The organism is Actinosynnema sp. NPDC037264 (assembly GCF_055603705.1).
In genome coordinates this window covers 108,204-122,544 of sequence record NZ_JBVJVK010000004.1, presented here as the reverse complement: position 1 = coordinate 122,544, position 14,341 = coordinate 108,204, and the positions used below count along the sequence as shown (strand labels likewise).

At 72.9% G+C, this 14,341-nt stretch carries 15 protein-coding genes; 5 read left to right on the top strand and 10 right to left on the bottom strand.

Annotated features, from left to right (window positions below; translation table 11 throughout):
* Positions 1 to 5: 5 nt before the first annotated feature.
* A complete protein-coding gene (locus ACZ7GX_RS06865) occupies positions 6 to 254 on the top strand; it encodes a DUF4242 domain-containing protein (protein ID WP_498773687.1) in 249 nt (82 codons plus the stop codon).
* A gap of 22 nt (positions 255 to 276) precedes the next feature.
* Positions 277 to 633, top strand: a complete 357-nt coding sequence (locus tag ACZ7GX_RS06860; RefSeq protein ID WP_498773685.1) for a cupin domain-containing protein — start codon at positions 277 to 279, stop codon at positions 631 to 633.
* 66 nt (positions 634 to 699) lie between these two features.
* Here ACZ7GX_RS06860 and ACZ7GX_RS06855 read toward each other — a convergent pair whose 3' ends face one another.
* From ACZ7GX_RS06855 to ACZ7GX_RS06845, 3 genes are all read right to left on the bottom strand, one after another.
* Positions 700 to 1,725: a 6-phosphofructokinase gene (locus ACZ7GX_RS06855; protein WP_498773683.1), complete on the bottom strand. Its 1,026-nt coding sequence runs from the start codon at positions 1,723 to 1,725 to the stop codon at positions 700 to 702.
* Positions 1,726 to 1,805: 80 nt separating this feature from the next.
* Positions 1,806 to 2,318, bottom strand: coding sequence for a polyadenylate-specific 3'-exoribonuclease AS (locus ACZ7GX_RS06850; protein ID WP_498773681.1), 513 nt, complete (start codon positions 2,316 to 2,318; stop codon positions 1,806 to 1,808).
* 22 nt (positions 2,319 to 2,340) lie between these two features.
* Positions 2,341 to 3,072 (bottom strand): lysophospholipid acyltransferase family protein, encoded by a 732-nt coding sequence (locus ACZ7GX_RS06845; RefSeq protein WP_498773679.1) that lies wholly within the window; start codon positions 3,070 to 3,072, stop codon positions 2,341 to 2,343.
* A gap of 201 nt (positions 3,073 to 3,273) precedes the next feature.
* Here ACZ7GX_RS06845 and ACZ7GX_RS06840 point away from each other — a divergent pair, with 201 nt between their 5' ends.
* Positions 3,274 to 3,756, top strand: coding sequence for a hypothetical protein (locus ACZ7GX_RS06840; protein ID WP_498773677.1), 483 nt, complete (start codon positions 3,274 to 3,276; stop codon positions 3,754 to 3,756).
* Positions 3,757 to 3,799: 43 nt separating this feature from the next.
* On the opposite strand, the gene ACZ7GX_RS06835 is transcribed toward ACZ7GX_RS06840, so the two are convergent.
* The 7 genes from ACZ7GX_RS06835 to ACZ7GX_RS06805 form a co-directional block, all read right to left on the bottom strand.
* Positions 3,800 to 4,732 carry an anti-sigma factor RsbA family regulatory protein gene (locus ACZ7GX_RS06835; protein ID WP_498773675.1) on the bottom strand — a complete coding sequence of 311 codons (933 nt, stop codon included), beginning with the start codon at positions 4,730 to 4,732 and terminating at the stop codon, positions 3,800 to 3,802.
* 101 nt (positions 4,733 to 4,833) lie between these two features.
* A complete protein-coding gene (locus ACZ7GX_RS06830) occupies positions 4,834 to 5,805 on the bottom strand; it encodes an ROK family protein (protein ID WP_498773673.1) in 972 nt (323 codons plus the stop codon).
* On the bottom strand, positions 5,799 to 6,134 hold the full coding sequence (locus tag ACZ7GX_RS06825; RefSeq protein WP_498773671.1) for a hypothetical protein: 336 nt from the start codon (positions 6,132 to 6,134) through the stop codon (positions 5,799 to 5,801). Before ACZ7GX_RS06825 ends, ACZ7GX_RS06830 begins: the two co-directional genes overlap by 7 nt.
* A 5-nt stretch (positions 6,135 to 6,139) precedes the next feature.
* Positions 6,140 to 7,348 (bottom strand): ArsA family ATPase, encoded by a 1,209-nt coding sequence (locus ACZ7GX_RS06820; protein ID WP_498773669.1) that lies wholly within the window; start codon positions 7,346 to 7,348, stop codon positions 6,140 to 6,142.
* Positions 7,345 to 7,794, bottom strand: a complete 450-nt coding sequence (locus ACZ7GX_RS06815; RefSeq protein WP_498773667.1) for an SRPBCC family protein — start codon at positions 7,792 to 7,794, stop codon at positions 7,345 to 7,347. The genes ACZ7GX_RS06820 and ACZ7GX_RS06815 overlap by 4 nt, the downstream gene beginning before the upstream one ends.
* A gap of 27 nt (positions 7,795 to 7,821) precedes the next feature.
* Positions 7,822 to 8,610 carry a metallophosphoesterase family protein gene (locus tag ACZ7GX_RS06810; protein ID WP_498773665.1) on the bottom strand — a complete coding sequence of 263 codons (789 nt, stop codon included), beginning with the start codon at positions 8,608 to 8,610 and terminating at the stop codon, positions 7,822 to 7,824.
* A gap of 11 nt (positions 8,611 to 8,621) precedes the next feature.
* Complete coding sequence (locus ACZ7GX_RS06805; protein ID WP_498773663.1) at positions 8,622 to 9,002, bottom strand: polyketide cyclase / dehydrase and lipid transport; 381 nt, start codon at positions 9,000 to 9,002, stop codon at positions 8,622 to 8,624.
* Positions 9,003 to 9,113: 111 nt separating this feature from the next.
* On the opposite strand from ACZ7GX_RS06805, the gene ACZ7GX_RS06800 reads away from it, so the two are divergent.
* Positions 9,114 to 10,922 carry an AMP-dependent synthetase/ligase gene (locus ACZ7GX_RS06800; protein ID WP_498773661.1) on the top strand — a complete coding sequence of 603 codons (1,809 nt, stop codon included), beginning with the start codon at positions 9,114 to 9,116 and terminating at the stop codon, positions 10,920 to 10,922.
* Positions 10,923 to 11,349: 427 nt separating this feature from the next.
* Positions 11,350 to 14,295, top strand: coding sequence for an AfsR/SARP family transcriptional regulator (locus ACZ7GX_RS06795; RefSeq protein ID WP_498773659.1), 2,946 nt, complete (start codon positions 11,350 to 11,352; stop codon positions 14,293 to 14,295).
* Positions 14,296 to 14,341 lie beyond the last annotated feature (46 nt).

Below are 14,341 nucleotides of genomic sequence, written 5' to 3'. Positions count from 1 at the left end.
ACCCCATGTTGTTCATGGACGTGCACAACCACCTGCCCGAAGGCGCCGGTCCCCAGGACGTGGCCGAGGCGCACGCCGCCGACCTCCGCACCCAGGACCAGTACGGCGTCCGGTACCTCAACTACTGGGTCGACGAGCAGGACGGGAAGGTCTTCTGCCTGGTCGACGCGCCGGACGCGGAGACGGCGCACCGGGTCCACCGCGAGGCGCACGGCTTGGTGGCGGACGAGATCTACCCCGTTGTCCAGGGCTGAGAAACGACGAGAGGTGACGAAGATGTCTGTGTTGGCGTCGAAGAGCTTCACGGAGCCGGAAGAGGTGCGGGAGTTCCCGCACGGTCACGTCGACCTGGTCACCGTCGGTGACACGACGGTCGGCAGAGCCGAGTTCGAGCCGGGTTGGAAGTGGTCGCGGGACGTGAGCCCCATCGCGGGCACCGCCTCGTGCCAGGCCGCCCACACCGGGTACGTCCTGTCCGGTCGGATCCACGTCGTCATGGACGACGGCGCCGAAGGCGAGGCCGGGCCGGGCGACGCGGTCATGGTCGAGCCCGGCCACGACGCGTGGGTCGTCGGCGACGAGCCGTGCGTGATGGTCGACTTCACGGGTCTGCGCGACTACGCGAAGAAGTGAGGGGCGCGGGAAACCGAGAGCGCCCTCGGACGCGGAGTCCGAGGGCGCTCGTCGTCGTCGATCGGCTCAGCCGAAGAAGACCTCGGCCTCGGCGTAGCGGTGCACCGGAACGGTCTTCAGCTCCGCCGTCGCCTCCGCCAGCTTCACCCGGACGATCTCCGTGCCGCGCAGCGCGACCATGACGCCGAAGTCGCCCTCGGCGACCGCGTCCACCGCGTGCAGGCCGAACCGGGTGGCGAGCACGCGGTCGTAGGCGGTGGGGATGCCGCCGCGCTGGACGTGGCCCAGCACGACCGCGCGGGACTCCTTGCCGGTCCGCTCGGCGATCTCCTCGGCCAGCCAGGTGCCGACGCCGCCCAGCCGGACGTGGCCGAACGCGTCCTTCTCACCGGAGTGCAGCACCTCGGCGCCGCCCTCGGGCATCGCGCCCTCGGCGACCACGATGATCGGGGCGAACTGGCGCTCGAAGCGCCGCTCCACCCACTCGACCACCTTGTCGACGCTGAACTGCTTCTCCGGCACCAGGATCACGTTCGCGCCGCCGGCCAGGCCCGAGTGCAGCGCGATCCAGCCCGCGTGGCGGCCCATGACCTCGACCACGAGCGCCCGGTGGTGCGACTCGGCCGTCGTGCGCAGCCGGTCGATCGCCTCGGTGGCGATGTGCACGGCGGTGTCGAAGCCGAACGTGTAGTCGGTCGCGCCCAGGTCGTTGTCGATGGTCTTCGGCACGCCCACGACGCCGATGCCGTCGTCGGTGAGCCGCTTCGCGACGCCGAGGGTGTCCTCGCCGCCGATGGCGATCAGCGCGTCGACCTTGTTCGCCGCGAGGGTCTCGCGGATGCGGTCGACCCCGCCGTCGATCTTGTACGGGTTGGTGCGCGACGAGCCGAGGATGGTGCCGCCCCTGGTGAGGATGTCCTCGACGTCATCGAGCCCGATCGGCTTGGTCAGGTTCTCCACGGGGCCCTGCCACCCGTTGCGGAACCCCAGGACGTCCCAGCCGTGGGCCTCGATGCCCTTGCGGACCACGCCGCGGATGACCGCGTTGAGGCCGGGGCAGTCGCCACCGCCGGTGAGCACACCAATGCGCATTTGCTTAGCCAATCTCTTCTCGTGGCGTTGGTCACCCAAGCCTGACACGTGCTGGATCGGTGCAGCAAGCGAGGGTCCACCTACCGGACCGAGAAACCCTTCCGCAGCCGTTCGGACTCGATCACCTTCCAGCGCGCGAGGTTGTGCCGCGCGTCGGCCAGGGCGTCGTGCGCGTCCGCGGGCGCCGGCGGGAGGTGCGGTTTGCCCACGTCCTCCCAGCGTTGGCGCAGGTCGCGGGTGAACCGGGGCAGGCAGCGCGGCAAGGCCGGCATCGGGCCCCAGAGCTGCGCCAGCGCCACGTGGTCGTAGGCGGCGAACCACGCCCACAGCTCGATGTCGTCCCGGTTGGCCTTGGGCCCGCCGAGGAAGTCGAGGAGGTCCGCCCGGATCCGCTCCCGGCTGCGCCACGCCCGGTCGGCGGGCGACGGCAGCTGGTTGAGCACGTTGGCGCGCACCCACGGTCCGGCCTTGGCCGGGTCGAACTCGGTCGACACGGCGTAGAACTCGCGGCCTTCCTCGTCGACCACTCCGATGGAGACGAGGTCGATGGTGACCCCGTCCTCGATGAACTCACAGTCGTAGAAGAACCGCACCCCGCCAGCCTAGGGGTGCCGATCAGCCCGCCTTCGCCTCGGGCAGCCGATCGACCGCTTTCGCGGGCTTCTCGTCGCCCTGCCCCTCCTTGGCCTTGGCCGCGTACACGTCGACGTACTCCTGGCCGGACAGCTCCATCAGGGCGTACATGATCTCGTCGGTGATGGACCGCAGCACGAACCGGTCGCCGGACAGTCCCTCGTAGCGGGAGAAGTCCAGCGGCTTGCCGATCTTGATCCGGATCGGGTACGGCCGCCACATGCGCGAGCCGATGGGGTTGGCCTTGTCGGTGCCGAACATCGCGACCGGGATGACCGGCGCGCCGGACTCCAGCGCGATCCACGCCACGCCGACCTTGCCCTTGTACAGCCGGCCGTCGGGCGACCGCGTGCCCTCGGGGTAGATGCCGAGCAGCTTGCCCTCGCGCACGATCCGCACGCCGGTGTCGAGCGCGCCCTGGGCGGCCGACGCGCTGGAGCGGTCGATCGGCACCTGACCGACGCCGTAGAAGAACCAGCGCTGGAACCGGCCCTTGAGCCCCTTGCCGGTGAAGTACTCGATCTTGGCCGGGAACGTGACCCGGCGTGACAGCTTCAGCGGGAGGAAGAACGAGTCGGAGACCGCGAGGTGGTTGCTCGCCAGGATGGCGCCGCCGTCCTTGGGGATGTTCTCCGCGCCCTCGATGATCCGGGGTCGGAAGAACAGCTTCAGGAGCGGCCCGAGAAAGATGTGTTTCATCAACCAGTAGAGCACCGCTGCCAGCGCCTCCTCGACGTGCTTGATCCCCGGCGCCAGCCTACGGAGCCGGCGCCGAAACACACAACGAACACCCGCGCGGAGGCGGTACGGTCCCAAGTGCCACCGGCTGCCGTAATCCGCGACACAACGGGCTCGTGGGACGATGGACCCTGGCAGAGGATTGGCCTTCACGACCCGGAGGGCTGGAGCACGCCGATGAACTCCCGACGCGACTCGACCGACGGCCCGGAGGACGTCGACGCGACCTTCGCCGAGATCGTGGCGGGTCTGGAACGCGAGGGCGTGGGCCGACAGGCCTACTCCGACGAGGCCGAGCCGGACGAGGACGACGAGGCCGAGCCGGCGCGGTCGGTGCGGCCCGAGGGCCAGCCCGCCGTGGCCACGGCGGACGACGACCCCGACGCGTACCCGGACCCCGACTCGGACGACCCGAACGACCACTACGTGCCGCCGGAGCCGCCTCCGCTGCCCGCGTTGCGGCCGGGCACGATCGCGGCGCTGCTGCTGATCGCGCTGGGCGTGGTCGTCCTGCTCTTCCCGGGCCTGTTCGGCCTGACCGGCGTGATCGGCACCCCGCTGGCGCTGATCGTGATGTGCTCGGGCGCCGGCTGGCTGATCCTGCGCATGCGCAACACCCAACCCCCGGACTCGGGCTGGGACGACGGCGCCGTCCTCTGAACCCCCGCGCGTGTCCGACGTGGAGGTAGGACGCGCGCGAGGGTCAGGTGCCGCAGAGGATGCGGATGGTGAAGCCCTCGGCGTCGCGGCTCATGCTCACGTCGCGGCACGTCCGGTGCGTCAGCCACAGGCCAACGCCCGCCGTCGCGGTCCGGTCGGTCGGCACGAGGCCGGCCAGCGGTGACGCGGGCCCGTCGCCCCGGTCCGTCACGGCCACCAGCACGTGCGTCGGCCCCGCCCACGCCCGCAGCCGCACGGGCGGCCTGCCGTGCGCCTGCGCGTTGGTCACGGCCTCGCTCGCCGCGTACACGATGTCGTCCACCTCGTCGTGGCTCAGCCGGGTGCCGACGCACGCCGTGGTCACCGCACGCCTGGCCTCCGCGGGCGTCGGGTCGGTCAGCTCGACCAGCGGCCGCCCCGCCTCGAACGCCGTCGGCCCGGTCGGCGGCAACGTCCACGACGACCGGTACCGAGGGTTCGGCAGGTGCGAGCCGTCCGTGCCGGCCACGTGCGGGTGGGTGCGCACCACGTCCGCCAGCACGCGCGCCGGGGTGGTCCGCAGGTCGTACGGGCACAGGCCCCACAGCGGGTACTCCGCGAAGACCTCGTTCACCGCCGCCTCGTAGCGCGACCACCAGTCCCACGCCGCGCCGACGCCGGGGTGCGGCACGTCGCCCACCACCCGGATCTGCGCCGCGCCCGCGTACTCGGCGAACAGCTTCCGGTAGCCCATGATCGCCTCGGTCGGCCGGTCGTACTGGTCGCCGCCGGGCAGGAACACGACGCCGGACGGGTCGGCCACCGCCTCCCGGATCAACCGCTCGTTGGCCGGGCGGCACGCCACCAGCACCGGCTCGCACGCACCCACGCCCTCGTCGACGAACGGCACGACGACCGACCGGTAGTCCTCGTCGCTGCCGTAGAACGCGGTCTCGTGGAAGTAGCCGACGTGCCCGCTCGCCGCGCCGGACCTCATCGGCGCACCACGAAGTCGACGGAGGACTCGCGGACGTGGTGGTCGCGCGGTCCCCTGATGACGGCGGTCCGCATTCCGCGATGCTACGCGGAACGCGGGGCTCAGCGGTGCCTGCCGTTGCGGGCCGTGCTCGCCGCCACGTCACGCGCCAGCGTGGCCACGCCGACGATCCCGGCGTCGTCACCGAGCTGCGCGGTCCGGATGCGGGCCAGCGGCCGGTGCCCGGCGCCGGTCACCACGGCCGCGTACCGCTCGCGCGCGTCGTCCAGGAACAGCGGCGCGGACTCCGACACACCGCCGCCGATCACCACGACCTCGGGGTCGTACACGTCCGCGACCAGCGCCAACCCCTCGCCCAGCCACCGGGCCAGGTCCGCCATCGCCCGTTGCGCCAACGGGTCGCCGTCACGCGCCGCGCCCGCCACCCGACGCCCGGTGACGGCCCGCGAGTCGCCCAACGCCTCCCGCGCCAGCACGGTCGACTGGCCGGGGTAGCGGGCCAGCAGCTCGACCGCCGTCGTGCTCAACGCGGTGCCGCTGCAGTACCGCTCCCAGCAGCCGTGCTTGCCGCACGGGCAGGGCCGGCCGTCCGGCACGAGCCGCAGGTGGCCCAGTTCGGGCGCCACGCCGTGCGCGCCGCGGAACACCTGCCCGTCGATCAGCAGCGCGCCGCCGATCCCGGTGCCGATCGCGACCAGCGCGGCGATCTTCGCCCCGCGCGCCGCCCCGAACCGGTGCTCGGCCAGCGCCGCGGCGTTCGCGTCGTGCTCCAGCACCACCGGCATGCCGATCCGCCGCGAGATCCGGTCCGCCACCGGGGCCTGCCGCCACGCGAGGTGCGGCGCGAACCGCACGGTCCGCCGGTCCGAGGCCACGAACCCGGCCACGGCCAGGCCGACGCCGGAGATCCGGTGCCGGGCCGCCAGCTCGGCGACGGCCTGCCCGATCGCCTCCTCCAACGCCTCCTCGCCGCTCGGCGTGGCCGCGCGCGCCGTGTCGAGCACCGCGCCGTCGCCGTCGACCACCCCCGCGCGCACGCTCGTCCCGCCGACGTCGACGCCGACAGTCAGCACTGCGCCCCCCGGTCACGCCGCACCACGGGGATGTGCTGGACCCGCGGCTTCTCCGGCCGCACCGGCTCGTCCTCCGACACCGGCGGGGACGGCTCGGCCAACGCCGCCCGCAGCACCGCGATCAGCCCGGCGACGTGCTCGGCCGCCTTGGCGGCCAGCTCGGACCGGTCGCCGCGGGCCAGCGCCACCGCGTTGCACAGCGGGCACCAGCCGCACGTTCTCGTGTCGTGCTCGCCCTCGGCGGCGGCCACCCGGTGCAGCCACGGCTGCGCCCGCTCGGCGGCGGCGTCGAGCAGCAGGCGCAGCTCTTCGGCGAGCTTCGAGTCCACGTGCCTCACCGCATCCACAGATCGGGGTCGGGTGCGAACCGCACCGCCAACCCGGCCTCGTCCAGCTCCGCGCCGGTCACCAGGCAGCGCTTGAGCAGCGACGGCAGCGCGACCAGCCGCCGCCTGCCGTCCACCGTCACGGCCAGGTCGTCGCCCACCCGCGCCAGGTCGAGCGACGAGTCGCCGACCGGCAGCGCGACGCGCAACGTGTACTCCAGCTCGCCGGTCCGCTCCACGGTGAGCAACTGCCGGTCGTCGTCGGCGCCGTCCAGCGGGTCTCGCCCCTGGTAGAGGCCTTCGGCGACGTCCAGCAACGCGGCCGTGCCGACCGGTTCGGCCGCCCGGTGCTCCACCGTGCGCACCGACCCGAGGTCGGCCAGCCCGGCGAGCACGGCGTCCTGCTCGGCGCGACGGGTGCGCAGCCACTCGGCGGCCGGACCGCCCTCGGCGCCGGGGTCCGGCACGACCCGGTTGGCCACCACGCCGTCGACCCGGATGCCCTGCAGCGCGAGCGCCGTCACGGTGCGCCTGGTCTCCGCCGCGACCACCCGTTCGGGGGTCAGCACCAGCCGGACGCTGGTCGTCGGCGAGGTCAGCAGGCCGCGCAGCTGCTCCAGGTTCTCCGCCAGCCTGCCGAGCGCGTCGGCGGTGGCGTCCCACTTCTCCACCGCGTCGCTGCCCGCGACACCGGCCAGCAGCCCGCGCACCACCCGGCGGTGGGTCGGGAACAGCCGTTCCAGGTAGGAGGCGAACGCCTCGGGCAGCGCCAGCAGGCGCAGCGTCTCGGCGGTCGGACCGCAGTCGACGACCACCACGTCCCACGGCCCGGTCGCGGCCAGCCGCCGCACCTCCGAGAGCGCGAGCAGCTCCTCGACGCCGGGCAGGACGGTCAGCTCCTCGGCGTCCAGCTCGTCCACGCCCGCGCCCGCGAGCACGGTCCGCAGGTGTCCGCGCAGGTCGCGCCACGCGTCGTCGACCAACGCGCGCGGGTCGAGCTGGGCCGCGTGCAGCGACGCGAAGGACCGGCCGCCGTCGACCTCGGCGACGTCCCCGGACAGCGGCACGCCGAACGCGTCGCCCAGCGAGTGGGCCGGATCGGTGGACACGACCAGCGCCTTGCGGCCACCGGCGGCGAGCGCGGTGGCGGTGGCGGCGGCCAAGGTCGTCTTGCCGACCCCGCCCTTGCCGGTGAAGAGCAGCAGGCGGGCGCTCATCCCGCCTCGTCCACCCGGTTTTCCACCCGGCGCTTGAGCTCCTTGAGCGCGGTGTCCATGATCATCTTCTCGGCCTTGCGCCGGAACAGGCCGATCATGGGCACGACCAGCTGCACCGACAGGGTGTAGGTGACCTCGGTCGAGCCGCCCTTGGGCGCCAGCGCGTAGCTGCCCTCCTGCGACTTCTGCATCTGGCCCTTGACCAGGTGCCACGAGATGCGGCTCGGCGACCACTCGTCGTAGGCGAGCACGTACTCGTCCTTGATCGGGCCCTGGTCGATGTTGAACTTGACCTGCGCCGCGCGACCGTCCGCCCCGGTCTCCAGCACCTCGGCGCGCTTCACCCCGTTGGCCCACTCCGGGTAGGCGTCGAAGTCGGCGATGACCGCCGCGATCTCCTCGGGCGTCGCGTCGATGACGATGGACTGGGTGGACTCGTCGGCCATGTCGGGGAGGCTACCCGGTGGTTCGGCTCACCAACGCAGGACGTGGGGCGTGCCGGTGCGCTGGAAGTGGCCGACGTTGACGCACTCGGTCCAGCCGACCCGGACCCGGCGGGACAAGGGCTGGTGCACGTGCCCGAACACCGACCACCGCGGCCGGTCGCGCTCGATCACCTTCAGCAACGACGTCGAGCCGAGCTCGGGCCGGCGGGCCACCACGTCGTAGGTCAGCTCGGCCACGGCGGGCGGCACGTGCGTGCACAGCACGTCGACCTCGCCCAGCCCGGCGAGGCACGCGCCGAACTCCTCCTCGGTGCGCAGGTAGGGCCGCCACGGACCGCGCCTGCTCGGCACGAAACCGGGGTGCAGCAGCGCGCCGCCCGCGAAGCCGAACCGCAGCCCGCCGATCTCGGCCACCTGCCCGTCCAGCACGTGCACGCCGTCGTGGGCGAACAGCGGCCACAGCTCGGGGCTGTCGACGTTGCCCGGCGTGGCGTAGGTGGGCGCGCTCATCACCGCGAACAGCGCGGCGTACTGCTCCATGACCGCCTCTTGGACGACGTCCGCCGCGTTGTCCAGGCTCTCCCACAGCGACCGCATGTAGCGGACCGTCTCCGCGCCGAACCGGCCGCGCCGCAGCCGGGCGAACACCTCGACCTTCTCCGCGCCGAACACCCGGCCCAGGATGCCCTTGCCGTGGTCGTAGTAGTCGACGAAGTCGACCAGGTCGCCGAGGACGACCAGCGCGTCGGCCCCCTCGCCGGCGCGCGCGAGCGCCTCCGCGTTGCCGTGGACATCCGAGACGACGTGAACCCGCACAAGACCCGAATCTACGGCAGCACGGGCGGCTCACCAGGCGGCCGACCGGCTTCCAAGATCATTTTGAGGCCGAGTGACACCTCTTTGGCGGCCAACTGGCGGCGCCGCACCTCGCGGCGTATCCGCTGGTCGGACGCCTCGCCCGGCAAGTCGGCACGCAGGAAGTAGTGCAGCAGGGTGCCGTCCAGGACCGGCTCCAGCCACACCTCCATCGTTCCGACCAACGCGCCCGCGACCGTCCAGCGCAACCCCTGAGTGCCCCGATCGGCGTACACGTCCAGCGTCAGGTCCGGCCAGAACTCCGCCCACGCGGCGGGCGGCGCGAAAGCGGCGGCGACCACCGGCGGAGGCACTGCGAGGAACGTCTCGTCAACGACGTCGACACTGGGCACGGGTGGGAAGAGTGCCACGACACGGTCACGGAACGACCCGCCGGCCTGGTGTATCGCCGGAATCACAGGCTAAGTTTCCCCACCGGTAACAAACAACGTCCGGAGGTCGACGTGCGCGAGTTCAGCGTCCCCGCCACCGCCACTGTGGCTGCCGAGGAGAACCTCACCGACATGGTGTGGGCGAACGCGGAGCGCTTCGGCAACGCCGTCAGCTTCCGCCGCCGCGTGGACGGCACGTGGGTGGACGTCACCGCCCGCGACTTCGCCGCCCAGGTCCTCGCGGTCGCCAAGGGGTTGGTCGCGGCGGGCTTGCAGCCAGGCGAGCGGGTGGGCCTGATGTCCAAGACCCGCTACGAGTGGACCCTCCTCGACTTCGCCATCTGGCACGCGGGCGGTGTCGTGGTCCCGATCTACGAGACCTCCTCGGCCGAGCAGGTCGAGTGGATCCTGTCCGACTCCTCGGCCAAGGCCGTGTTCGTGGAGACCTCCGAGCACCGCGCCACAGTGGACTCGGTGGTGGCCGGCCTGCCCGAGGTGCGGCACGTGTGGCAGGTCGACGGGCCGTCCGGCGACGCGGCGGGCGCGATCGACGAGCTGACCGCGCTGGGCGCCTCGGTGTCCGACGACGACGCGCGGGCCCGGCGCAAGGTGGTCGGCGCGGACGACACCGCGACCATCGTCTACACCTCGGGCACCACCGGCCGCCCCAAGGGCTGCGAGCTGACCCACCGCAACCTGCTGTCCGAGGTGCGGGCCGGGATCACCGCGTTCCCGCAGCTCATGCAGGCCGGCAACTCGCTGCTGGTGTTCCTGCCGCTGGCGCACATCCTGGCCCGCGCGCTGGCCCTGTGCGGCGTGTACACGCGGGTGACCATGGGCCACACGTCGGACGTGAAGACCCTGGTGCAGGACCTCCAGTCGTTCCGGCCCACGTTCGTGGTAGCCGTGCCGCGCGTGTTCGAGAAGGTCTACAACGGCGCGAAGCAGAAGGCGCACGCGGCGGGCAAGGGCAAGATCTTCGACGCCGCCGAGGCGACCGCGGTGGCCTACAGCGAGGCGCTCGACAAGAGCGGCCCCGGCCTCGGGCTCAAGATCAAGCACGCGTTGTTCGCGAAGCTCGTCTACAGCAAGCTCCTCGCGGCGCTCGGCGGCCGGTGCACCAACGCGGTGTCGGGCGGCGCGCCGCTGGGCGAGCGGCTGGCGCACTTCTTCCGCGGCATCGGCGTGCCGGTGTTCGAGGGTTACGGCCTGACCGAGACCAGCGCCGCGTCGAACCTGAACACCGCGTCGGCGTTCCGGGTCGGCACGGTGGGCCGGCCGGTCAGCGGCACGTCGATCCGCATCGGCGAGGACGGCGAGGTCCTGATCAAGGGCGGCGTCGTGTTCCGCGGCTACTGGAACAACCCGGAGGCGACGGCGGAGGCGCTGGAGGACGGCTGGTTCCACACCGGTGACATCGGCGAGCTGGACGACGACGGCTTCCTGAAGATCACCGGGCGCAAGAAGGAGATCATCGTCACCGCCGGCGGCAAGAACGTCTCGCCCGCCGTGCTGGAGGACCGCCTGCGCGCCCACCCGTTGATCAGCCAGTGCATGGTGGTCGGTGACGCGCAGCCGTTCATCGGCGCGCTGATCACGATCGACCCGGAGTTCTTCCCGGCGTGGAAGGAGCAGAACGGCAAGCCGGGGTCGGCGACCGTGGCCGACCTGATCGACGACGAGACGCTGCGCGGCGAGATCCAGGCCGCGGTGGACGAGGCCAACCAGGCGGTGTCCAAGGCGGAGGCGATCAAGAAGTTCCGCATCCTGCCGGTGGACTTCACCGAGGCCGGCGGCGAGATGACCCCGAGCCTGAAGCTCCGCCGCTCGGTGGTCGCCTCGACCTACAAGCAGGACATCGAAGCCATCTACAGTGCCTGATTGCCGCTGCTCCGCAGACGGCGGCGAGGACGCCTGGAAGTCGGCCGCTCGCGCCTGATTTTCCGGCGATCGAAAAGCGTGATCGCCGGAAAATGAGTCGCGAACGACCGACGCGACCTCGCGGGGTGGTCGCGGCCATCCAACACAGACGAGTGGCCTGCGTCCGAAGACGCAGGCCACTCGACCCCCAGTGATCGCGTATCCGCTGACGCGGACCCGAGAAGTTCTGTTGTCCCGGTCCCCCAACCGGGACGCTTCATAGCGTGCCGCAGCGCGCTGTCGTATCGCTGACGCGGCGATGACTCGTGCCGTCAGCGCCCGCCCTAGGCTGTGCCACAGCGAGGCGGAACGAGGGGACGCAAGGATGGGCGCTGGGCCGTGGTTCGGCCTTCTCGGCCCGCTCGAGGTGCGCATACAGGGTCGACCGGTGCCCGTTCGGGCAGGTAAGCACCGGGCGCTGCTGGCTGCCCTGTCGCTGCGCGCGGGCCGTGCCGTCTCAATTGGCGAGCTGGTCTCCTTCCTGTGGGGCGGCGACCCGCCCGCGCGCACCCGCGGCACGCTGCAGACCTACGTCATGCGGCTGCGGCAGCTGCTCGGCGACCCGTCGCTGATCCGGACCACTTCGGACGGCTACCGGTTGGTGGTGCCGCCGGAGCAGGTGGACGTGCACCGGTTCACCACCACGGCGGGGCTGGCGAGGCAGGCCGCGCAGTCCGGGCACCTGGCCGACGCCGCCGAGCTGTACGCCGAGGCGCTCGGCCTGTGGCGCGGGCCGGCGCTGTCGGACGTGCCGTCGGAGGCGTTGCGCGACGAGGAGGTGCCGCGGCTGGCCGAGCGGCTGCTGGTGGTGCACGAGGAGCGCAACGACGTCGAGCTGGCGCTGGGCAACCACGAGCGGCTGGTGCCCGTGCTGCGGTCGTTGACCGCGGACCACCCGCTGCGGGAGCGGTTCTGGGCGCAGCTGATGGTGGCGCTGTACCGGGGCAGCAGGCAGGCCGAGGCGCTGGAGGCGTTCCGGCTGGTCGACCGGCTGCTCGGCGAGCAGCTGGGCATCGAGCCCGGCCCGGCGCTGCGCGAGCTGCACCAGGCGATCCTGGTCGGCGACCCGAGCCTGGCCGCGCCCGCCGAGCGGGTCGACCCGGACGTGCCCGACCAGCTGCCGCCGGACGTGCCGGGCTTCGTCGGCCGGACCGAGCTGGTCGAGCGGATCTCCCGACTGATCGCGCCGGACGGCCCGCGCACGGCCGTGCCGATCGTGACGCTGACCGGCGTGCCCGGCGTGGGCAAGACGGCGTTGGCGGTGCACGTGGCGCACCGGCTGCGCGACCGGTTCCCGGACGGTCGGCTGTACGTGGACCTGCGCGGGTACGCCTCCGGCCCGGCCACGCCGGTGGTGGAGGTGCTGACCCGGTTCCTGCGCGCGCTCGGCGTGCCGCCGGAGCAGATCCCGGTGGACTCCGACGAGCAGAGCACCCTGTTCCGGTCGCTGCTGACGGGCCGGCGGATGCTGCTGGTGCTGGACAACGCCGCCGCGCCGGACCAGGTGCGCCCGCTGCTGCCCGGCGCGGCGAGCTGCCCGGTGCTGGTGACCAGCCGCGACGACCTGCGCGGGCTGATCGCCGTCGACGGCGCCCGGCGGGTCGGGCTGGACGTGTTCGGGCCGGACGAGTCGCTGGCCGTGCTGCGCCGGTCCGGGCCGGCGGCGGAGGAGCTGGCGCGGCGGTGCGGGCACCTGCCGCTGACGCTGCACATCGCGGCGGCGTCGGTGGCCGGCGGTTCGGTGGTGCGGTACCTGGAGAAGCTGGGCGACCGCCGTCCGCTCGACCTGGCGCACGCCGCCCTGACGCCGGGCGCGCGGCGACTGTTCGCGCTGCTCAGCGTGGTGCCGGGACCGGACTTCACGACGGAGGCGGCGGCGAACGCGGCCGAGCTGACCGTGCCGGAGGCCGCCGCGCTGCTCGGGCAGCTGACCAGGGCACGGCTGGTGGCCGCCGACCGCGGCCGGTACGCGTTCCACGACGAGCTGGCGCGGTTCGCGGCCGAGATGGCGGAGGCCGGGAACGAGGACGTGGCCGCGGCGCGCGTGCGGCTGCTGGAGTTCTACGTGCGCGCCGTCGACCACTGCGCCGAGCTGCTGTACCCGGACCTGATGCGGCTGCCGGCGCCCGCCGGGCGGGCGGTGCGGCTGCCGCGGATCGAGACGACGACGCAGGCGCGGGCGTGGCTGGACGCGGAGCGGCCGAACCTGACCGCGGCGATCCGCTCGGCGGCCGAACGGGGGCCGGCCGCGATGTCGTGGCAGCTGGCCGACGGGCTGCGCGGCTACCTGTGGAGCGGCAAGCACGTCACCGAGTGGCTGACGACCGCGCAGTACGGGCTGGACGCCGCGCACGAGCAGCGGGACGTGGCGGGCGAGGCGGCGATGCACCAGAACCTGGCCACCCTGCACTGGCGGCTCGGCGACTTCACCACGTCCATCGCGCACTACATGCGGGCGGTGGAGCTGCACCGCGTGTCCGGTGACCTCGCGTCGGAGGCGGGCGTGCGCAGCTACCTCGGCGTGGTGCGGATGGAGGCGGGCGACCTGGCGGGCGCCCGCGACGACCTGGAGATGTGCCTGGCGCTCAAGCGCGAGTCCGGCGAGCCGAGGTCGGGCGAGACGGGCGTGCTGACCGGGTTGGGCGTGCTGGCCATCGAGACCGGTGAGCTGGCAGAGGCGGTGGACCTGCTGGGCGAGGTGCTGGCGATCAGCGTGGAGCACGGGTTGCGGGGCAGCGAGATCACCGCGTTGACGCTCCTCGGCGTGGCGTCACAGCTCATGGGCGAGCCACAGCGCGCGCTCGCCCACCTGTCCGAGGCGTTGCGCCTGTCGGTGGAGGCGGGATTCCGCGAGGCCGCCGCACGGGTGCTGGAGAGCACCGCGTCCGTGCGGCTGGACCTGGGCGAGCACGCGGCGGCGCTGGACCTGGCCGACCGGGCGCTGGCCGAGCTGCGGGAGGGCGGCGACCAGCGGATCACCACGAACGTGCTGGTGGTGATGGCGTCGGCGAACCGGGGCCTGGGTTCCCTGCGGACGGCCGACGAGCAGTTCCAGCAGGCGCTGACCAAGGCGCGCCGGATCGGCTACCTGCCCGGCGAGGCGCGGGCCCTGATCGGCCTGGCGGGCGTGCGCCGGCAGCTGGGCCAGGTCGCGGAGGCCAAGGCGCTGGCCACCCAGGCCGTCACCCTGACGTCCAGCCTCGGCCTGCGGATCACCGAACGCACCGCCCGCACCGAGCTCGCCACCATCCACGACGCCCTGGGCGACCACACCGCCGCCGCCACCGAGACGACCCGCGCCGCCGACCTGCAAGACCAGATCGGCCACCCCTGACCACACCGCGCGTGTCCCACGTCCAGGACCCGCGTGTCCCTCGTTC